Origin of the sequence: Flavobacterium algoritolerans (genome assembly GCF_030010385.1) — a bacterium.
Lineage (GTDB): Bacteria > Bacteroidota > Bacteroidia > Flavobacteriales > Flavobacteriaceae > Flavobacterium > Flavobacterium algoritolerans.
In genome coordinates this window covers 135,353-157,823 of the sequence record NZ_JASCRZ010000003.1, presented here as the reverse complement: position 1 = coordinate 157,823, position 22,471 = coordinate 135,353, and the positions used below count along the sequence as shown (strand labels likewise).

Below are 22,471 nucleotides of genomic sequence, written 5' to 3'. Positions count from 1 at the left end.
TTATATAGTTTTTTAAAATTAAAAAGAACGATAATACTAATTAGTACCATCGTTCTCTTTACAATTCTGACTATAGCAGAAGGCTAAAAGTATAGCGTAATTTAGCTTTTTAGCGAAGCCATATCAATTACAAAACGATAACGAACATCACTTTTTAGCATTCTTTCGTAGGCTTCGTTGATATCCTGCATTTTGATTATTTCAATTTCAGATACAATATTATGTTCCCCACAGAAATCAAGCATTTCCTGAGTTTCTGCAATTCCGCCAATTAGGGAACCAGCTACAGATTTCCTTCCCAGAATCATAGGAACAGTATTCAAAATAGGTTCCAAGCCACCCAAATAACCTACCAAAACCAAAGTTCCATTAGTGTTTAAAGTTCCAACATACGGATTAACGTCATGAACATAAGGAACCGTGTCAATGATTAGATCAAATTTTCCATTTACTGCATTCATGTGATTTTCATCAGTTGAAATAACAACAGCATCTGCGCCTAATTCTAATGCGTCTTTTTCTTTATCTGGTGTTCTGGAGAAAAGGGTAACTTCGGCACCCAAACCTTTGGCTAGTTTTATAGCCATATGTCCAAGTCCGCCTAAACCTACAACGGCAACTTTACTGCCTTTTCCAACTTTCCAATGGCGAAGTGGTGACCAAGTGGTTATTCCAGCACATAATAAAGGAGCTGTAGCAGCCAAGTCAAGATTAGCAGGTACTTTTAAAACGAAGGCTTCATCAACCACAATTTTTTCAGAATAGCCACCAAAAGTCATTCCGCCTAAATGTTTGTCTTCTCCATTATAGGTACCAACCCATCCGTTAGAGCAGTATTGTTCTAAATCTTGCTTGCAATTATCGCAAGTCTTACAAGAATCTACTAAACAACCTACAGCAGCAAAATCGCCTACTTTTAGTTTAGTAACTTCATTTCCTACTTTGATCACTTTTCCCACAATTTCATGTCCGGGAATTGCAGGGTAAATGGTGTTCTCCCAATCATTTCTTGCCGTGTGTAAGTCAGAGTGACAAACACCACAAAACAAAATTTCGATTTCAATGTCTTTTGCAGTAGCATTTCTGCGCGGGATATCCATTTGTTTTAAAGGAGCATCGGCTGCTACAGTACCGTAAGCTTTCACATTTGTTGTTGCGTTCATTTTTAAAGTGTTTTATTAAAAAAAAAGTGTTTATAGGTTATAGTTTTTTTGGTTAGTTCATAATAAAATAAATTTAGTAAATAGTTTGATTATTAGTGTAATAAAATTTTTTTGTTTACATAAAATTAAATATTCCTAAATTTTAAAGGGCTTATTTAAGCGTGTTCTCGTTTATAAAATCGGTAATTTTATTATGGATCCATTTTATAAAATGATGAGATTTTAAAATCATAAAAAAAGAGAGAAATAATTGAAATTTCTCTCTTTTAGTTGTGGCATTAAGACTATTTATAAAATCGTGTATACTTATTTATAGAAAGTAGTGATTTAGATTTACTGAATTAATTTATTCTAATATTAATTCACTTAACGCTTCCTTGCTAAAGCCTTTTAGTTGGTCATTTTCTCCTGCTTTTATCTTGCTAACCCAATTTGGGTCTGATAAAAGTGGTCTTCCTACTGCTACAAGGTCAAAATCACCTCTGTCTAAACGTCTGGTTAGTTCATCCAAAGAGGTAGGTTGTGAACTTTCGCCTGTAAAAGCTCCGAAGAAATCTCCAGAAAGCCCAACAGAACCTACTGTAATAGTCGGTTTTCCTGTGATTTTTTTAGCCCATCCGGCAAAATTAAGGTCGTTTTCTTCAAATTCCGGTTCCCAAAAACGGCGTTGTGAACAATGTAAGATATCGACACCAGCATCAATCAAAGGGCTTAGCCAAGCTTCCATCTCTTGAGGTGTTTTTGCTAGTTTAAAGTTGTAATCAGATGGTTTGAACTGAGAGAGTCTCATGATTATGGCAAAATCTTCGCCTACTTGTTTTCTGATTTCTTTAATCACTTCTACAGCAAAACGTGTACGTTCCGCTAAGTTTTTACCACCATAATTATCGGTACGTAGATTTGTGGCATCCCAGAAAAATTGATCAATCAAATAATCATGCGCACCATGAATTTCGATACAATCAAAACCTAATCTTTTGGCATCAGCAGCAGCTTTTCCAAAAGCAATAATGGTATTTTCGATATCATTTGTTGTCATCGTAGTACCATTACTAAAACCAGGTCTGTTTAATCCTGATGGTCCTTCAAAAGGTACTTGCGGAACCCAGCCGGAATGGTGATTGTCCATGATTCCCATGTGCCATATCTGTGGTCCCATTTGGCCTCCAGCGGAATGTACACCATCAATCACTTGTTTCCATCCTGCCAGAGATTGGTCACCATAAAAGTGGGGTACATTGGCATCATTAGATGAGGAAGGTCTGTTAATTACAGTTCCTTCAGATAATATTAAGCCTACTTCACCTTCAGCTCTTTTTTGATAATAAGCTGCGACAGCATCTGTAGGCACTCCATTTGGAGAAAATGAGCGCGTCATAGGCGCCATTACAATTCTATTTTTAAGATTTAGCGTCTTCAATTTGAAGGGCGTAAATAAACTATTTGTATTCATATTATTTTATAGATTAGATTCGATTATTTTGCTTAGTGCTGTAAATGCTTTTTCGTTGCGTTTGTAATAGGTCCATTGTCCAACACGGGTAGAGTCTATAAATCCAGCGCGTTGAAGAATCGATAAATATTCTGAAACGGTTGATTGGGTCAGTCCCGCTTTGGCCTGAATTTGTCCTACACAAACACCGTGTTCAAAACCGGCAGTTAATTGTTCCGGAAAGTTTATTTCAGGTTCTTTTAACCACTCGAGCATTTGTAATCTCGACTTGTTTGATAATGCCTTAAATAGTTCTATGTGATCCATGGTGCAAATGTATCGACTTTTCCCGATATATCAATTTATAGAAAAATATTTAGGATATATTTAAGAGATAGAGGTATAAATTTTTTATCTACATATCCTGTTTACGCAAAAAAAACATCCTTTTTTTTTGGGAGATTCTGTAGTAAAGCACAAATAAAAAAGCTTGTATATACTATTGATGACAGTTTTTTGGGTTGAATAAAAAAATTAATTTGTATAAAGCTGAATAAAATGAAACATTTTATTTTAATGTAATATCAAACCTATGATGAAAGACGATCTTTGAAAACTTAATAGAGCTTATTTATCCAATATGCAATTGCGCTGGAATGAAATAATATATTTGGAAATGGATTCAGTTTCCCTTTGATAGTTTCTTATCCATGTAAAATTAAAGTTGGAAAAACTGATAAAGTAACACGACATTGTGTTGATCTGTTAGGTATGTAATTTTCAGAGGATTTATTGATAGTAGTACAAGATCTTCTGTTGAAAAAATTCTTTTGCGACTATTGTTATAAAGTGTAGCAAAATTAGATCTGGAAATGAGGCTGTTCCTTTAGTGGTTAACAAAAAATAATGCAGTTTAGGTGTGTACAAATAAATAATTTGTATTTTGACACAAAAAATAATAACTATTTATTAGCATGTCACAAAAAATAAAACAATTTACAATTCATGAAGATTGGACAGTAGTACTCTTAGGTTTCCTGATTATCGGGTTATCTCTTTTTATTTTTCTTCCCTCGGTTCCTGTATTCAAGTGGTCAAATGGAGCAGATTTAGGGAATGATGTATTCGATTACGGGAATTTACAAATCATTATGGTGCAGTTTGTGTATCTTATTTCGATTGGGAGTATTGGTGCTTTTTTGACTGGAAAATCAGTAAAAAACTTCTTAAGGGGTTTTCCTGTAGTTTATTTATTAACCGTTATTGCATTGATTATTGCAGGAAACAGCGTAATAAAAGGACTCAATTTAGAGGCTGTAATTTTTAGCTTGATTATCGGTTTGTCTATTGGTAATTTTTTTACGCTTCCAGAATGGTTTAGAGCGGCACTTTCTACAGAAATTTTTGTGAAAATTGGATTGGTATTATTGGGAACTAGCGTAATATTTTCAGATATCCTTAAAGCAGGCTTTTTAGGATTAATACAAGCTTTGATAGTCGTATTATCAGTTTGGTACTTTGCTTTTTGGTTGTGTAAAAAACTAAAAGTAGATGATGAGTTGACCATGATGATATCCAGTGCAGTTTCTATTTGTGGAGTTTCGGCTGCTATTGCCACATCGGGAGCGATTAAAGGAGACTCAAAAAAGCTTTCGTATGTAATCTCTATGGTTTTGGTAACTGCCATTCCGATGATGATTTTTATGCCTATAATTGCTAAGTACTTTAATTTCCCCGAAGAAGTTACCGGGGCATGGTTAGGAGGTAGTATTGATACTTCTGGAGCTGTAGTAGCTTCGGGTTCACTGGTAGGAGAAACGGCTTTAAAAATTAGTACTATTGTTAAGTTTTCTCAGAATGTATTATTGGGTTTAGCCGCTTTTGCTATTTCAGTTTATTGGACATACAGACAGAATGCCGCTGATGGTAGCACTGTGACTAAACCAACTTTAAAAGTGATTTGGGAACGTTTTCCAAAATTTGTTATAGGCTTTATCGCAGCTTCATTACTTTTTTCTTTTTTGCTTACATCTGACGCTCGAGATGAGGTCAAAGACGGATTAAAGAATTTACAAGGGATTTGGTTTGCTTTAGCGTTTACCAGTATTGGTTTAGAAACCAATTTTAAAGATCTTTTCAGTAAAAACAGTAAAAAACCGCTTTACGCTTTCTTAATTGCACAGCTGTTCAATATTATTATTACACTTATTATTGCCTTTCTTTTGTTTGGCAAATGATAGTTTGATTATCATAGATAGTTCTAAAAAAATCCATTTTACAAACTGTAGAATGGATTTTTTATTTTGTGGAGTCACTGAGATCAAAATCGAACAGCTTTATTAGATCTGGTTTTCATAGTTTATCGATGAACATTTTAAGTTGAGTCTATCATAAAGGAAAACTACGAAGAAAGTAATCACATGTTTGCGATTTAGTAATCTTGGGGAAAGCAATGGCTCAATTGAGGCACAAGAATTATCTACTCATCAATGGATTTCTTTTAATAGTGTTTTTTAAAAGAACTTCAATCGTTTTCGCTTTGTTTTACTTGTTAAACATAATTAAAATTGTTTTTTTCTTTCATTACTTTCATTACTTTTGGCCTCCAAATGAGAGTAACTGTATTTTTTTTATACCTGTTTTTCTATCTGCAAAGCGGAGGAAATTATGTTCATGCTGCTTCGCATGACAGCGATATTTACAGCTCATTAATTTCCAAACTTGTACAAGCGAATCAAGTAAAATTTGCTAAGACTGGTTCGAGCAGTATAATTATTAATGCTGACGGTTTTGATTTAGAAGAGGAATGCTCCAACAGCGATTCTCTTAAAAACAAAAATTTAAACAAAAATTTTACTGAAAAATTTGGCATTTCAAAAGTTTGGTATCAGACATTTTCTTGTCAGTCTATCATAAACTATTGTAATAAGAATTTTAAAATCTTCGCGCCATTTTGTGGCCAGTCATATCCTATTTATATTATTCAGCAGGTATTAAGAATTTGATTAATACTGAAATCAGTTACTAAATTTATGAGATTGCTTACTTTATGAACGCTTTAGGCTTTCATTTACGGTATGGCAGTTCCAATATTTTTTGGAAACTGATGACTTTTTATGTCTAAGGAATTCCCAATTCCAAGTATTTAATCGCTTAATTTCCATTTTATATCATGAATAAAATACTCGCGTTCACGGGCTTGATTGCCTTGTTGTGCCTAACAAGTTGTACAACAAAAAAAGAAGAAAAAGAAGAAGAGACAAAATTTATTGTTACCAATCCCATAAAAATTGATACTTCGTTTACCAAACAATATGTTTCACAAATTCGTTCCGTACGTAACATTGAAGTTCGAGCGCAGGAAAAAGGATATTTACAAAACATCTATGTAGATGAAGGTCAATATGTAAAAGCAGGTCAGCTACTATTTAGAATTATGCCGGGAATGTATCAGGCAGAATTGCTAAAAGCACAAGCAGAAGCTAAAGGCGCTGAGATTGAATTACAAAATGCCAAAAACCTTGCCGACAAAAATATAGTTTCCAGAAACGAGCAGTCTTTGGCTCAAGCCAAATTAGAGCAGGCAAGAGCAGAAGTGGCTTTGGCGAAACTTCATTTATCATTCACTGAAATCAGAGCGCCATTTGCCGGAACTATTGATCGCATTCCTTTAAAATTAGGGAGTCTGATTGATGAAGGGGAACTGTTAACCAGTCTTTCAGATAACAGTCAAATGTTTGCCTATTTTAATGTTTCAGAACCGGAGTACTTAGAATATCAAAGCAATGTAAAAGATCGTGCAACTAATAAAGTAGGTCTGCTATTGGCTAATAACCAAGTGTTTCAATTTAAAGGAAATGTCGAGGTTATTGAAAGTGAATTTAATAATGAAACAGGAAATATAGCCTTCAGAGCACGATTCCCAAACTCAAACAAATTACTGAAACACGGAGAAACAGGATTGGTTCAAATGAATGTTCCGCTTAAAAATGCTATTGTAATTCCGCAAAAAGCTACGTATGAAATTCAGGATAAAAAATATGTTTTTTTAGTAAATAAAAACAATGTGCTGGAATCAAAGGAAATTATTATTACTGGTGAAATCCCCGATTTGTATGTTGTTTCCAGTGGAATTACTGAAAATGACAAGATTTTACTGGAAGGTATTCAGAAAGTTAAAGACGATGAAAAGATAAAGTATGATTTTGTAAAATCGAAAGACGTCATCGCTCATTTGCGATTAAAAACGGAATAGGTTTATAATTTTCAATTTGGTTTAACCATAAAAAAATAAATATAATGTTTAATAAATTTATTCAAAGACCAGTTTTGTCGATAGTAATATCGCTCATAATTGTCTTTTTGGGAGTCTTGGCGGTAACCAATTTGCCGGTGACTCAATTCCCTTCCATTTCGCCACCAAGGGTAAACGTAATAGCAGATTATCCGGGATCAAATGGAGAACTGATGATCAAGTCCGTAATCATACCATTAGAAAAGGCACTCAATGGAGTTCCTGGAATGAAATACATGACTTCAGATGCGGGTAACGACGGAGAAGCAAGTATTCAAATAATTTTTAATTTGGGTACCGACCCGAATCAAGCAGCGATAAATGTTCAAAACCGTGTAGCCTCTGTAGTCAATAAATTACCGCCATTAGTGGTAAGAGAAGGAGTGAAAATTACGCGTGAAGAATCGAGTATGCTGATGTATGTGAATCTTTACAGTACGGATAAGAATACGGATCAGAAGTTTTTGTACAACTTTGCCGAGATTAATATTCTCTCTGAATTAAAAAGGGTAAATGGAGTAGGATTTGCAGATGTTTTGGGTAATCGGGAATATGCGATGAGAATTTGGCTTAAGCCAGACAGAATGTTAGCCTATAAAATTTCTGCAGAGGAAATTATGGAAGCCTTAGCCAATCAAAGTCTAGAAGCGTCACCAGGTAAAACAGGTGAAAGTTCAGGTAAAAGATCGCAAGCATTTGAATATGTACTAAAATATTCGGGCCGATTTACAAGTAAAGAACAATATGGAAATGTAGTGCTCAGATCAAATCCTGACGGCGAAATTTTACGATTAAAAGATGTTGCCAATATTGAGTTTGGAAGTTCGATGTATGATATTTATTCGAACTTAAACGGAAAACCTTCTGCTGCAATTGTTTTGAAACAATCCTACGGAAGTAATGCCAGTCAGGTTATTAAAGATGTAAAATTAAAATTAGCTGAAATCAAGAAAAATTCTTTTCCAAAAGGAATGGATTATGAAATCAGTTATGATGTATCTAAATTTCTGGATCCTTCTATCGAAAAAGTAATTCATACTTTGGTCGAAGCCTTTATTTTAGTGGGTTTGGTAGTATTTCTTTTCTTGGGCGATTGGAGGTCAACTATTATACCGGCCATTGCTGTGCCTGTTTCCCTTATTGGAACCTTTATGTTCATGCAATTATTCGGGATTACACTAAATCTTATTACTTTATTTGCATTAGTATTAGCCATTGGAGTCGTCGTCGATGATGCCATTGTGGTTATCGAAGCCGTCCACGCCAAGATGGAGGAAGACCATCTCTCGCCACTAAAAGCTACAAAAAAAGCGATGCATGAAATAGCAGGAGCAATTATAGCGATTACATTCTTGATGGCGGCGGTATTTATTCCGGTGGCATTCATGTCTGGGCCTGTAGGGATTTTTTATCGTCAATTCTCGATTACAATGGCAACAGCTATTATTCTTTCGGGTATTGTGGCATTAACGCTTACACCGGCACTTTGTGCAATGATGTTGAAAAGCAATCATGGTAAACCTAGAAAGAGAACGCCAGTAAACCGCTTCTTAGATGGTTTTAATTCGAAGTTCAACAGTACTGCTCAAAAGTATGAAAGCGTTTTAAGTCGCATTGTAAACAGAAGAACCATAACTTTTATTGCGCTTATCGGTTTCTGTGCAGGAACTTGGTTCATTAGCAGTACTGTTCCTTCAGGATTTATTCCTAATGAAGATCAAGGAATGTTTTATGCGATCATCCAAACGCCTCCCGGTTCCTCATTAGAAAGAACGGATAATATTGCTGAAAAATTACAGAAAATTGCCGAAACCATCGACGGTGTGCAATCGGTATCTGCTTTGGCTGGATATGAAATTCTTACGGAAGGTACGGGTGCCAATGCCGGAACTTGTTTGATTAATCTTAAAGAATGGAGCGAGCGAAAGCATTCTGTACAAGAAATCATGAGCGAATTAGAAGAGAAAACTAAAGATATTCCGGGTGCCAATATTGAGTTTTTCCAACCGCCGGCTGTGCCAGGATATGGAGCCGCAGGAGGTTTTGAACTTCGTCTGTTGGACAAAGCTGGGTCAGGGGATTACAAGAAAATGGAAAGCGTTAATAATGATTTCGTTAAGGAATTGAATAAGCGTCCAGAATTAGCATCTGTATTTAGTTTTTACAGTGCCAGTTTTCCTCAGTATATGATGAAAGTCGACAATGATTTGGCACAGCAGAAAGGGGTTTCCATTGAAAACGCCATGAATACTTTATCAACATTGGTGGGTAGTAACTATGAAATCAGTTTTATCAAATACGGGTTTAATTACAAAGTCATAGTACAGGCCGCTCCTGAATACCGTGCTTTACCTGAAGATATTTTGAAATTATATGTGAAAAACAATAGGGACGAAATGGTGCCTTTCTCCGCTTTTATGAAGTTGGAAAAAGTATATGGACTATCAGAAATCACCCGACATAACATGTATAATTCTTCTGAGATTAGTGGATCAGCAGCACCAGGTTACAGTAGTGGAGCCGCCATTAAAGCTGTACAAGAAGTAGCAGAGTCAAAATTACCTCGAGGTTTTGGTATTGATTGGGCGGGTATTTCTGCTGATGAGGTTTCACAAGGAAATCAAGCCATTTGGATTTTCCTAATCTGTTTAGGTTTTGTCTATCTTGTTTTAGCAGCACAGTACGAAAGTTTCATTCTTCCGTTGTCAGTAATACTTTCTTTACCGGCAGGAATTTTTGGAGCCTTTCTTTTATTGAAGTTGACAGGCTTGGAGAACAATATCTACGCTCAGGTAGCCATGGTAATGCTGATAGGTTTATTGGGTAAAAATGCAGTTTTGATTGTCGAATTTGCAATTCAAAGGCACGCTTCCGGAAGAACGGTACTTCAAGCCGCAATGGAGGGTGCTAAAGCCAGATTCCGTCCTATATTGATGACCTCTTTTGCATTTATAGCAGGTTTGATTCCACTTGTATTTGCTACTGGACCCGGTAAAATTGGTAATCGAACTATTGGTACAGCGGCAGCAGGAGGAATGCTTATAGGAACTATTTGCGGGGTATTTGTCATCCCAGGACTATATTATGTTTTTGGTAGAATTGCTGAAAAATATAAACTCGTAAAAAATGAAAAAGAGAATCCATTAACCGAAGAATTTGATGATAATCATGCCTAAAATAAAGAATTATAAATATATTGTCCCGCTGGCTATTTGTCTAACGGTGGCAAGTTGTACTCCGGCTTTAGCTCCTTTGGTTGAAACCAAAGCAGTTCCAGAATTTTTCAACAAGAGTACGGATACTACCAATATAGCTGCGACACCTTGGCAAACCTATTTTAAAGACCCGAATTTGATAAACCTGATTGAAATTGCTTTAAAAAACAATCAGGAATTACAGATTACTTTGCAGGAAATTGAAATTGCTAAAAACGATATTCGTTTACGAAAAGGGGCTCTTTTACCAAAAGTGGGTATTGGAGCAGGAGCAGGAATTGAAAAAGTAGGGAGATATACCAGCCAAGGCGCCGGAGATGCTTCAACTGAAATAAGACCAGGCTTAGAAATGCCAGAACCATTGGGCGATTTGAAAATAGCAGCTTATGCCAATTGGGAAGTTGATATTTGGAAAAAATTGCGCAATTCTAAAAAAGCTGCTGTAAGTCGATATTTATCAACTGTTGAAGGGAAGAATTTTGTGATAACTAATCTTATTGCTGAGGTTGCTGATTCGTATTACGAATTGCTGGCTTTGGATAGCCAATTGGATATTGTAAAACAGAATATTGCCTTGCAAAGCACCGCTTTGGAAATTGTGAAATTTCAGAAAGAAGCCGCTAGATCAACTGAATTGGCTGTTCAGAAATTTCAGGCTGAGGTAATGGCTTCCAAAAGTATGGAGTTTGAGATTCTTCAGAATATAAATGAAACGGAGAATAAAATCAGTTTCTTGTTAGGGCAATACCCGCAGGAAATAAAGAGAGATAAATCTAATTTTATTAGTTTGTTGCCTCCGGTAATTCATTCTGGGATTCCAGCTCAATTGTTAGCGAACAGACCCGATATCAAACAAGCCGAAATGGAATTGGAAGCAGCAAAACTAGATGTAAAAGTAGCTCGTGCTGAGTTTTATCCTTCATTAGATATTACAGCAAAGGTAGGCGCAAATGCTTTTAAGTCATCGTACTTGTTTACATTGCCAGAATCATTATTGTATTCATTTGTGGGAGATTTTGCAGCACCATTGATCAACCGAAATGCAATAAAAGCGGAGTATAAATCTGCGAATTCCAGACAAATTCAGGCTTTGTACAACTATGAGCGTGCAATTCTTAAAGCGTATCTCGAGGTTTCCAGCCAGCTTTCTAAAATTAATAATTTGGAAAAAAGTTACCAACTGAAAGCACAACAAGTAGATGCTTTGAGCCGTTCGATTGCTGTAGCAGGTGATTTATTTAAGTCTGCCAGAGTAGATTATTTTGAAGTTTTGATGACCCAACGCGATGCTTTGGAATCCAAGCTCGAACTTATTGAGACTAAAAAAGAGCAACTCAATGCTGTAGTTCATGTTTACAGGGATTTAGGTGGCGGTTGGAAATAAATTAATTTGAGTTTCTAAAAAACAGTACGTTACGAATCAAATATAAAAAACATTTTTAGACAGTAGTAAGCACAAGTTTACTACTGTTTTTTTGTTTTATAAGAACAGATTTAAATTTGGTTTTGATTCTGCTATTATTGTTAAGTCTTGATTTTGCTGAAATTTAGACATAAAAAAACCTTGTAATTCAATTGATTACAAGGTTTTCTGTGGAGTCGATGGGACTACAATCGAACATCTAATTCCTATATTAACTTTTTTTGACAGCTTAAAACTGTAATGTAATCATTTGATTTTAAGTGATTTGATTTTTTTTTTAATTCAATGATTATTTTTTAGGTTCAAAATATTTACCTAACTTTTTTTAATAATTCTAAGTTTTTTAAAGATAAAAAGTTGACGCTAAAAGAGACATTAGAGTTCGACTGTCGAACTCTTTTAAAGACTAGAGTAAAAAACAAGAAAAATTAGGTACTATAACTTGTATTGCAAATATTACCTTTACTTGACAAGTCATAAACTAATTTATACACTATTTAAAGAAACTGGCTATGTGGAAAGTTATTAAAGTTAAATTCTATTTCTTAAATTTACTTAATTATTTTTAGAGAATGATACCGACAATATAGGTCATGAATTTATATACTTAATTGTCATGACATTGGGACGGTAATTAAGTATTATAATTAATAGTGATTACCCGACTGGTAAATTAGTGGCGTCAAGAGTAGGTGAATAATTAGGTTGGTATGCACTGCTTTGGTTTTCGTCATGACTACATCCAACAGTAATACTGGATAGAAGTGTTAAGACGAAAACTAATTTTTTTTATTCACGAACATTTGGAAGTAAAATTTGGGTTATTTATAAAATTTAAAACTATCAATATCCTTATTAAAATCTTAGGATATTGATAGTTTTAAATTTAATTATAAGGTTAGTAATCAAAACGTTTAAAAGCTTCAATAGCTTCATATTCAGCAAGTCCTAAATCGTCATAAATCTTTGCGGTATTTTTGTTGCGATCTTCGGCTCTAACCCAAAATTCTCTGGAGTCGTTTCCTTGAAACATCACTCTGTCTTTTTGGGATTGGTGGTACAAAATAGCATGTCTTTTTAGCAAAACTTCATCAGGACTTAAGGGAACGGCCATATCTATTTCATGGATATCCCATTCATGCCAAGCACCTCTGTACAACCATAACCAACAATCATTCATGTAAGGTTTTGATTTGAGTTGTTTCATGGCGGCAAATATGGCATTCAAGCAAACTTCATGGGTACCGTGTGGATCTGCCAAATCACCAGCAGCAAAAACCTGATGCGGTTTTATTTTTGCAATAATGGCAGAAACTATGGCAACATCTTCAGGGCCTAATGGGTTTTTCTTTACTCGGCCCGTTTCATAAAAAGGAAGGTCTAAAAAGTGCGTGTTTTCATCTTTTAAGCCAATGTATCTTGTTGCAGCATACGATTCACGACGTCTGATTAATCCTTTTAATTTTCGAACGTCAAGAGAATCAATTTGATTTTCAGTTTTGTTGTTAATGAAATTGATTACCGCAGGAAAATCAATATTACAATCGGTTTCTCCAATAAAATCATTGCAAACTTCAGCAAATTTCAATGCTTCATCATCCGTAACAGCAATATTTCCAGAAGTTTGATACACTACATGAACATCATGACCTTGTTTTATCAATTTAGAAAAAGTGCCTCCCATAGAAATCACGTCATCATCCGGATGCGGACTAAAAAGGATGATTCTTTTTTTTGCAGGATTGGCTCTTTCGGGTCTGTGGGAATCATCCGTATCGGGTTTTCCTCCCGGCCATCCAGTTATCGTGTGCTGCAATACATTGAACATATTAATATTCAAATCATATGCTGAGCCTTCTTGCGCCAAAAGATCCGACATTCCGTTGTTGTTGTAATCCCTGTCGGTTAGTTTTAATATCGATTGTTTTGTCTCTTGGCAAAGCCAAACAATGGCTTTATTTTTTAATTCTGATGTCCAAATGCATTCTCCTACCAACCAAGGGGTTTCAAATCTGGTTAATTCGGAAGCTGCCGATTGGTCTAAAACAAAAGTAGTATTGGTATGATTTTGCAAAAATGTAGCAGGAACTTCGGAACTTATTTCTCCTTGAATGGTTCTCTTTATGATGGAAGCCTTATTTTGGCCCCAAGCCATTAATACAATTCTTTTGGATCTCAAAATGGTAGAAACTCCCATCGTAATCGCTCTTTTAGGGACGTTATCGATACCATTAAAATCTGACGATGCATCTATTCTTGTGATATGATCCAAAGTAATGATTCGGGTTCCTGAATTGATGTGGGAACCCGGTTCATTGAACCCAACGTGTCCCGTACGGCCGATACCCAATAATTGGAAATCAAGTCCTCCGGCATTTTTAATTTTCATTTCGTAATCAACACAATATTGATTCAGTTCATCAATCACTACCGTTCCGTCGGGGACATTTATATTTTCCGGTTTAATATCGATATGATTAAAAAGATGCTGATGCATAAAATAATGATAACTTTGGTTGTTTTCTTTTGTCATTGGATAGTATTCATCCAAATTAAAAGTGACCACATTACTAAAGCTAAGTCCTTCTTCTTTATACATTCGTACCAATTCTTCATAGACCTTTATAGGAGAAGAACCAGTAGCCAAACCAAGTACACACGGTTTATTTTCGGCTTGTTTGGATCTAATTAATGCCGCTATTTCTTGTGCAACAATTTTTGAAGCTTCAACCGAATTTTTGAAAATTTCGTTATGAATTTTTTCAAATCTCGTTTCTTCAAATTTACCGGCACTTTTATAACTGATGTCAGGTTTAATTTCTAAAACACTTTTCATTTTAATTTTTTATTTGAGTTAGTTGTGTAGTTGTTTTTTTAATATTGATTGTTTAAATCGGATTATAAATTAGGGTTTCTATTCTTGACAAATTATCATTGAAAGTGACAAAACTTGCCGGAAATCCGGGTTTTATTTTACCCAATTGATGTTCCATATTAATAGCGGCTGCTACTCGGCAAGTCGCCATTTTAATCGCTTCATCAGCCGATACGTTCAAATGATTGAAAGCATTCTGAACCGCTTCTTTCATCGAAATACTGGCACCGGCTAGATTACCTTCTTCATTTCTGTAAAAACCATTGTCTAGATGGGCATCAAAATTTTCCCATTTGAAATTGGCAACTTTGCGTCCTAAAAAAGCAGCATCACTAATTAAAAAGAATTTGTCTTTCTTTAGTTTGTATGCTAATCTAGCAGCAGCATAATCGCAATGTGCACCATCTAAAATAACAGGTGCATAAACAGATTTATTTTCGAATGTTGCACCAACTAAACCGGGTTCCCGATGCCCAAATTGAGTCATCGCATTAAACAAATGGGTAACCAATTTGATCCCTTTAGAAAAGTAATATTGTGCTTCTTTGTAGGTCATCGTCGAATGTCCCGCCGAAATGACGATGTCGCTTTCTAATAGCATATCCAATTGCTCGTCAGTAAAACATTCCGGAGCAATTGTCATTACTTTTATCACCTCTTTACCATAACGGATAATTTCTTCTAATTCGGCATTAGTAGGTTTACGAACCTGATTAATGCTATGTGCGCCACGTTTTAAAGGATTCAAAAAAGGACCTTCCAGATGCATTCCTAGTACTCCGTTATTGTATTTTGCCTTATAATTGCGAATGGCTTCAATTCCTTGAAGAATGGTTTCTTTAGAAGAAGATATCAGGCATGGCAGTACATGAGTGGTACCATATTTCAAACTAGTTTCATAAATATCTTGAATGGTTTCTTCTGTTGGAGTTTGGCTAAAATAAAGTTGCTCTCCACCATTTATTTGGATGTCTAGGAAACCAGCAGAAATGTGTTCTCCTTTCAAATCAATTAGAGGAATAGAATTGGGAATTTCTTTTTGGACAGAAATAATTATTCCATTTTCTATAATAATGACATCATTATTTATTTCATCGCCAGTATGTACAATTCCGTTAACAATGGCTTGTTTCATTTTTTATAATTTAAATGTGTTTAACCTATTCCTGTTTAAAAAATACAATCCAACAGGCTTATTTTTTTATTGTTTTTTTATTGATTGTTGTTTTTGAGTCGCTTACCTGCAAGATATAAATACCTTGAGCTTGATCTCCCAGAGAAAATATTGTCTCTAGGTCAGTATTATCTATTGTAGCTTTACGAATTATTGCACCTGTTAAATTAAATATTTTAACGGTAACTGGTTCTTTGGTATTATTAACTTTAACCTTTAATAAATCATTGGTTGGATTGGGTTCTAAATCGATACTTAGTTCCTTACCTGATATTGAATTTTTATTAGAGGGAATTGAAATACCAGAACGCTTTGCGGTTTGAGATGAAGAAAAAGATGTATTAGGAACAAATGTATCTGCTCCATTTGTTAACCAATTTAAGCTGAATCGGGCAAAATACATTTGATAAGTTGAACTTTCACCGTTTTCATAATAGATTCCTAATGTTCCGTCAGGCAAAACCGTTAGACTAGAATATGCCGATGCTCCAGGAAAAATTGTTTTTCTGATTGGCCAAGTAGCTCCTTCATCGGTACTCATTAACACAGAAACATTGGTCCTATTTGCTGCAAAAGGAATCGTATGCAGCAAACGGTTTTTATCAAATCCATCTAAAGTTGAGGTATAGCGAATAAAATCCCCATCGCAATTAGGATCGGTAATATTAGCCTGATTGTAGGCTGTACCCCAAGAAACACCTTTGTTGGTTGATACATTAAATCTGCGTGTTCCCGAATTACGGATGCTCATCATCAGATTTCCATTATTCAATTCGACAATTTTGGCTTCATCGCCTCCTGTTTCAGCAATTCCTGTTGATGGAGTCCAAGTAATACCACCATCAGTACTTGAAATCATGTAATTATTGATTCCGCCACTTGATTCTCTGACACAAATGGCAGCAACGATACGACCATCTCTTAATTGATGCGCTCTACCTGATGCTACAAATACGCCTAACCAATTTTGAGTGATAGCATTACTGCAACCAGCGCCATAAATTTGATTCGTTATATCTACTGGTGCGCCCCAAGTGATTCCATTATCAGTACTTCTGCAATATTTTATTTTAATTGGATTTGTTGGTGTCGAAGCAAAGAAACCTAAATCGGCAGCAAGTAAACAAATTAAATTACCAGTTGCTTTATCCATAACCAATGCCGCATCTCCGACTCCGGTAGGTGCACCAAAATTGGCAATGGTCACAGGTTCTGACCATGTTTTTCCATTATCTGTGCTGCGGCGGGCTACCGGGTCGATTTTTGCTGCTAAATCTCCCGCACCATTCCATCTTTTGTCCGTTACGGTTACCAATGAACCATCGGCCGCAGTTATGATTGCAGGGATACGATAGTTTGAGGATCCGGCATCTCCCGGAGTAAATAAAAGGGTATTAGCTAATAGGATAACGCGGTTACCTGCAACAGTGTTGGCAGCGGTATTATAAGTTATAGTATTTGCAACTATCGATTCACAACTGGCATCCAATAGATTTCCTTCAGTTGCTCCGGAAGCTACATCATAAGTAATCCAAAAATAATTATCTCCGGACACTAGTGCTTGGCTTCCATTAACGGTTAGGTTACCGACTGCAGGTGCTGTAGTTCCAAATAACGTAGCAGTAGCAGTATTAAAAACGGAATCAGTTCCACTTGAATATATTTTAATAGTGCTAACATCAGCACTATTTGTCGTACCATTCATAGTGAATTTTAGTGCGCTTACAGTAAGTGGATTGATCGTTCCGTTGGCAGCGACTTTTACAGCAACAATACGTTGATTAATATCTCCCATACCCGTTGGAAGTTCCGTTTGAATTAAGGATACGGTATTAATTTGCATGGTATTTGTTTGAGCGATTACTGATGCTCCGCCGTTTAGCGTACCGGGATGGCTGTGGCCAGAAATATCTGGAATAGTAACTCCGCTTACATTTTCAAAATCCCATGCTGCTAATAAATTAGCTTCGGTACCAGTAACAATTGCTGTTTTATCTGTAAGTACTTCTGCAGCTGTCATTGCTTTCCTCCAAAAACGGATATCGTCAATTTGAATATTCATAAAGGATGCAAAATTGCTTAGCGTTCCAAACAATAAATTACCAGTATTAGAAACAGTATTTATACCACCAATATTTGAGGTAGTTTTGGTTTGTTGTAAAGCACCATCCACATAAATTTTACAACTCGTAGTGGCCACATCAATAACCATTGCCAGATGATGCCAGATGCTATTAGATACATTTGATGTACCATAAGGTGGTCCGGCAGCGCCCCCACTTGTTGTTAGATTAACTCCAAATTGCCCGCCGCCAGCTAATGAATTATTGATAAATTCATAACCAATACCCGAACCGCCTGGTCGCTTACTCAAGATTCTTTTAGAGAAATCGGCTGTTTTAATTCTACAGGTAACGGTTAAACTTTGTCCCATTGCCAAATTAAAATCGGCATGATTTACAACAGACATATAATCATTTACCCCATCCAAAGATAAAATCATCGGAAAAGCATTTGAAACTGTTGGAGACCCAAAAAGAGTTCCTGCATGATTATTACCGGAAACATCAGGAACAGTGCTGCCACTTATGTTTTCAAAATCCCAAGCAGCGAGTAGGTTAGTGGTTGGTCCATTTATTACTGCAGTCATGTCTGCCATTAATTCTGTTGGAGTCATTGCTTTGTCCCAAACTCGTATAGCATCAATTTGTCCAGCCCATTTGTAACTGTTATTTGTGTCAGATGTAGCTCCAACAACAAAGTTCAACGCATTGGAGAAATCCGAAGTAATGGATGTAAAGGTTTTTCCTGTATTTGCTAAAACACCGTCTACATAACCATATACTGTTCTGTTACTGGAAGCATCTAATACCAATGCTATATGGTGCCAAGTCCCATCAGCAATTGAATTTGCAGAATAACCTGCTGTACTAATATTATTTGGTATACCCATACCTTGCATATTTATGGCAAATTTGCCGGCATTTGAACCATTACCGGTCCAAAACTCATATCCATTACCTGATGAACCATTTCTTTTAGCAAAAATACGTGGGGTACCAGTTGTAGTGGTAGTTTTTATCCAACAGGTAATTGTTTTATTTTGGCTTGTGCCAAAGTTTAAATCGGCATGATCAGCAACCGTCATATACGTACTAGTTCCATTAAGGTTTAAGACCTTACCACTTTGTGCTTTTAGGCTATTAGCGTATAAACACATAAAAAACAAACAAAAAGAAAGTAATAAATTTTTCATATTTTTTAAGATTTGGTTAAAATTGGTTAGTAAAGCATAAGATTGTAATCCGGAACGGTTTTGTTAAACGAGCTGACAGCGATAGCCGAAATCAAATTTAACTGTCTTCTAAATACTCATTAAGTAGTTGTAAACAATACCATTCCTGTCTTGGCAAATGAAACGGTCCTTTGAACATATTTCCTTTTGCCGTTTGGGCAATGGTTCCGTCTTTATGTAAATAACCAAACCATTCTCCGTTTGCGGTATCATGGAATTTACTGTACCCATAATCATGCACCATTTTGTGCCAAGCAGCATATTTTTGATTACCAGTCATGGTGTAGGCTAAAAGTGTTGCGATAATCACTTCGTTTTGTGGCCACCAGAATTTCATATCCTGCCAGTATTCCTGTACTGGTTTGTCATATACATCTCGGAAATAGAGGACACCGCCATGTTCTTTATCCCATCCGCGTTCCCACATATAATCCAGCATTTTACATCCCAATTCGATTAAATGAGGATCATTGTTGCGGTATTTTGCTTCATGCAAAATAAACCAAGCACCTTCAATAGCGTGTCCAGGATTTAAGGTTCGGCCATCAATGTGATCGATAATAGAACCATCTGGTGCTACTTGTTCCATCACGCATTTGATATCGTCTTTTACAAAATAGGTTTCAATTTCTGCAATCCATTTGCTAATCCATTCATCACAACGCGGATCTCCAATATTTTCTCGTAACTGTTGCGCTGTATTTATTAGAATCATAGGTGTGCCAATTCCTTTTGACGGTCGGGTGGCGGTGAATTTAGGTTCTAATAAATCGGGATTAGTAGAGTATTCAATACATTTTCCGAATAAAAATCGCGCTTTTTCAGCTACTGTTTCATCTCCGCTAGCTTTGGCGTAAGCTGACATGGCAATAACCGCAAAGGTTTCCGAAAAGAAATAACGGCGTTTGCGTATGGGTTGCCCATCTCGTGTTACGTGAAAAAACATCTGTCCATCAGTATCAAAGCAATGGTTGTTCAAAAAATCAATTCCTGTTTTTGAACCTTCCAGCCATTCTTGTTTTGGCTCAACTGTATTGTAAAGTGTTGCCAATAACCAAGCAGCACGCCCTTGTATCCAGACGGCTTTATCATCATCTATTAAACTTCCGTCTTGATCACGCATTAATAAATAACCTCCAAAATCGGTATCAATAGAGCGCGGAAACCAAAAGGGAACGGTGTCATTTAACAATTGATTCTGATAAAAGTTTCTGAGGTTTTGAAGATCTATTTTTGAATAACTCATTTTCTTTACTATATGTTATGTAACTACTATATTTTATTTTGTACTAGGGTTAATTTGGACGTCATTTAGTCAAACACATTTGACTGTATGTGATTATCTGCCTTACGGAATCTCTTTTAATTTTTGGTAATTGCATGGAGTTCAAGTTTAAAAGTGGAACTGGGTAAACCAGCTTCATTCACTAAATTAGCTGTGCTAAAAGGCTTGCATGCATATAAAACAGTTTTTATTTTTTCTCCTTTCGGGATAGTAATTTGTACTTGATTTTTTACAATTGCGGCTTTACTTTGAAAGTGAATTCCTTTGTCATTTACCAATTCAAAACCAATTAACTCCTTTTTGTCTGCCGTAGTTAATTGTTTTGCAAATGCAAACGAAACTAGAATAGTGTCGCCTTTTTGTATGGCTTTCAAAGCGGAAGGACCATTCGCAATTACAGCTTTTCCATAGGTGTAGCGCAAGGCCAAAAGCGCCAAACGATCTGCAACTTCTTTTTTCTTAATTGGATGGACATTTAAAGCATCTCCATAATCCATACTTATTGCCATTCCGCTGTTTAGAATCTTATTTTGCAATCTGTTTTGCATATCTCTGAAGGCTGGCCAAGTTGGTCGCTCAATACTTGCTAATTGAACATAATAGAAGGGTAGGTTAGCGTCCCAAGCTTTACGCCAACTTTCTACTAATTTTGGCATGAGATGTTCATATAATTCAACGTTGTGTGCATTGCTTTCGCCTTGGTACCAAATCACACCTTTTATCGGGAATTTTGTAAAAGTTTCCACTCCAGCTTCAAAATTATAGGAAGGATCATACGGATGGCGTTGTTTTACATTTGTTGCATTTTTCAAATTCACATTAGCACGTTCTCTAACCCATGGCATGATGAAATCCGATTTGCGCCAGTTGGTTAATACATCAACTACTTTGTCGTCATATTCTAAGGTATTTCTGTCTATCCAAGATTCTATCGGTGATCCGCCAACGGCAACTTGAATTAAACCCACGGGTACATTTTCTTCGTGAGCGATGTTTTTACCAAAGTAATAGGCAATGGCCGAGAAATCTTTGGCACTTATTGAATCACATACTGACCAACTTCCGGAAAAGAATTCCAGCTGATTGGTTTTAACCAAAGTGATTGAATCCCAAGCTGTTTCATCAGTCTCCCGGATTGCTTTGGCATTGAATAACCGAATAGTAGAATTTGCGATTGCCTTTTTTACTTCTGCTGCACCATTTTCTGAATTTTGAAGTTGAAATGCCATATTCGACTGTCCTGAACAAAACCAAACATCTCCAATTAAAATATTCTTTAAAATAATGTTTGTTTTCTTAGATTTGACAGTCATTTCATACGGTCCGCCTTGTTTTATTGCGGGAAAAGTAATTTTCCATTTTCCATATTTGTCGGCAATGACGTTCTTTTTTTGTTGTTTAAAAGTCACTTCAATTGTATCACCTCCATTAGCCGTTCCATAAACTGGAATGGGTTGATTACGTTGCAAAACCATATTGTTAGTGAAAACAGCAGCTAATTTTAATCTTCCATAATTTTGAGTGATGTTTTCATAAACGGTTTTGGCCAGAATAGTTGCTCCTTCTTTCGTTGGGTGTAAAGCATCGGGAAAAAGATCGGGACGATGGTATAATTTTTCATGTAAGTCAATTAAACCCACTTGATTTGCTTTTGCAATGTTGGGTATATGAGATTGAATTTGCCAAAACCAATCTCTGGTTCCCGATTTAAATCGAGGATGCTCATTAAATATGGGTGTCAATCGACAGATGTAAATTTTGACTGCCGGATTTTGTTTTTTTAAAGTGTCTATCAACCAAGTGTAATCGGCATCAAATTCTTCTTTGTAATTAGGCCAATTTCTAGGATCTGTATCATTTAAACCCAAATGAATAATAGCGATATCTGGTCTGTATGCAATGGCATCTGCACATTCTGTTGTATTGGAATATGGCTTACTTCCTTTTTTCAAAAGTGTTGCTCCACTATGCCCAAAATTTTTCACTTCATATTGTCTGCCCATCAAGATTTGAAGCTGCGAAGGATAGGATTCATTGGTAGCATCAGACAGAAGATAACCTGCTGTAACAGAATCCCCAATGCAAGCTACTTTGAGTATTGCTTTTTGTGCAATTGACTCAAAATGAGTGACTATTGAAATCAAAAAGACCACTAAAAATAGATTCCTTTTCATTGTATTTATGTTTTTATTTTTTCAAAAATCATTAAAAATGGGCATAAATTATCCGCAAGGCGGAACAGAAGGCTCCGCCTTAACAGATAAAAACCAAAACCAACTTAAAACAAATTTTTGAACTTAGTAAACGATACTAGT

12 protein-coding genes are annotated in these 22,471 nt (G+C 35.9%); 4 read left to right on the top strand and 8 right to left on the bottom strand.

The genetic code is table 11. The annotated features are described in order from the left end of the window. Window positions 1-101 precede the first annotated feature (101 nt). The 3 genes from QLS65_RS08470 to QLS65_RS08460 form a co-directional block, all read right to left on the bottom strand. Window positions 102-1,163, bottom strand: coding sequence for an NAD(P)-dependent alcohol dehydrogenase (locus QLS65_RS08470; RefSeq protein WP_282716731.1), 1,062 nt, complete (start codon window positions 1,161-1,163; stop codon window positions 102-104). Between the two features lie 346 nt (window positions 1,164-1,509). Then, entirely contained in the window at window positions 1,510-2,616 is a 1,107-nt protein-coding gene (locus tag QLS65_RS08465) for an NADH:flavin oxidoreductase (protein WP_282712018.1), read from the bottom strand. A 6-nt stretch (window positions 2,617-2,622) separates the two neighbouring features. Next, window positions 2,623-2,922 carry an ArsR/SmtB family transcription factor gene (locus tag QLS65_RS08460; protein WP_282712017.1) on the bottom strand — a complete coding sequence of 100 codons (300 nt, stop codon included), beginning with the start codon at window positions 2,920-2,922 and terminating at the stop codon, window positions 2,623-2,625. 647 nt (window positions 2,923-3,569) lie between these two features. On the opposite strand from QLS65_RS08460, the gene QLS65_RS08455 reads away from it, so the two are divergent. The 4 genes from QLS65_RS08455 to QLS65_RS08440 all read left to right on the top strand — a co-directional run bounded on the left by QLS65_RS08455 (window position 3,570) and on the right by QLS65_RS08440 (window position 11,488). After that, window positions 3,570-4,832 carry a YeiH family protein gene (locus tag QLS65_RS08455; RefSeq protein ID WP_282712016.1) on the top strand — a complete coding sequence of 421 codons (1,263 nt, stop codon included), beginning with the start codon at window positions 3,570-3,572 and terminating at the stop codon, window positions 4,830-4,832. A 935-nt stretch (window positions 4,833-5,767) separates the two neighbouring features. Then, on the top strand, window positions 5,768-6,850 hold the full coding sequence (locus tag QLS65_RS08450; RefSeq protein ID WP_282716724.1) for an efflux RND transporter periplasmic adaptor subunit: 1,083 nt from the start codon (window positions 5,768-5,770) through the stop codon (window positions 6,848-6,850). Between the two features lie 44 nt (window positions 6,851-6,894). Then, the gene (locus QLS65_RS08445; protein ID WP_282716722.1) at window positions 6,895-10,065 is read left to right on the top strand and encodes an efflux RND transporter permease subunit; all 3,171 of its coding nucleotides are present in this window, start codon (window positions 6,895-6,897) and stop codon (window positions 10,063-10,065) included. After that, window positions 10,058-11,488, top strand: coding sequence for a TolC family protein (locus QLS65_RS08440; RefSeq protein WP_282712013.1), 1,431 nt, complete (start codon window positions 10,058-10,060; stop codon window positions 11,486-11,488). The genes QLS65_RS08445 and QLS65_RS08440 overlap by 8 nt, the downstream gene beginning before the upstream one ends. A 937-nt stretch (window positions 11,489-12,425) precedes the next feature. Here QLS65_RS08440 and nagB read toward each other — a convergent pair. From nagB to QLS65_RS08415, 5 genes are all read right to left on the bottom strand, one after another. Continuing rightward, window positions 12,426-14,363 (bottom strand): glucosamine-6-phosphate deaminase, encoded by a 1,938-nt coding sequence (nagB, locus tag QLS65_RS08435; protein WP_282716720.1) that lies wholly within the window; start codon window positions 14,361-14,363, stop codon window positions 12,426-12,428. Between the two features lie 52 nt (window positions 14,364-14,415). Continuing rightward, window positions 14,416-15,537 carry an N-acetylglucosamine-6-phosphate deacetylase gene (nagA, locus tag QLS65_RS08430; protein WP_282716718.1) on the bottom strand — a complete coding sequence of 374 codons (1,122 nt, stop codon included), beginning with the start codon at window positions 15,535-15,537 and terminating at the stop codon, window positions 14,416-14,418. 58 nt (window positions 15,538-15,595) lie between these two features. Beyond that, window positions 15,596-18,832 carry a LamG-like jellyroll fold domain-containing protein gene (locus QLS65_RS08425; RefSeq protein WP_282716708.1) on the bottom strand — a complete coding sequence of 1,079 codons (3,237 nt, stop codon included), beginning with the start codon at window positions 18,830-18,832 and terminating at the stop codon, window positions 15,596-15,598. A gap of 97 nt (window positions 18,833-18,929) precedes the next feature. Further along, window positions 18,930-20,117 carry an AGE family epimerase/isomerase gene (locus QLS65_RS08420; protein WP_282716703.1) on the bottom strand — a complete coding sequence of 396 codons (1,188 nt, stop codon included), beginning with the start codon at window positions 20,115-20,117 and terminating at the stop codon, window positions 18,930-18,932. 116 nt (window positions 20,118-20,233) lie between these two features. Continuing rightward, window positions 20,234-22,330 (bottom strand): GDSL-type esterase/lipase family protein, encoded by a 2,097-nt coding sequence (locus QLS65_RS08415; RefSeq protein ID WP_282716701.1) that lies wholly within the window; start codon window positions 22,328-22,330, stop codon window positions 20,234-20,236. Window positions 22,331-22,471 lie beyond the last annotated feature (141 nt).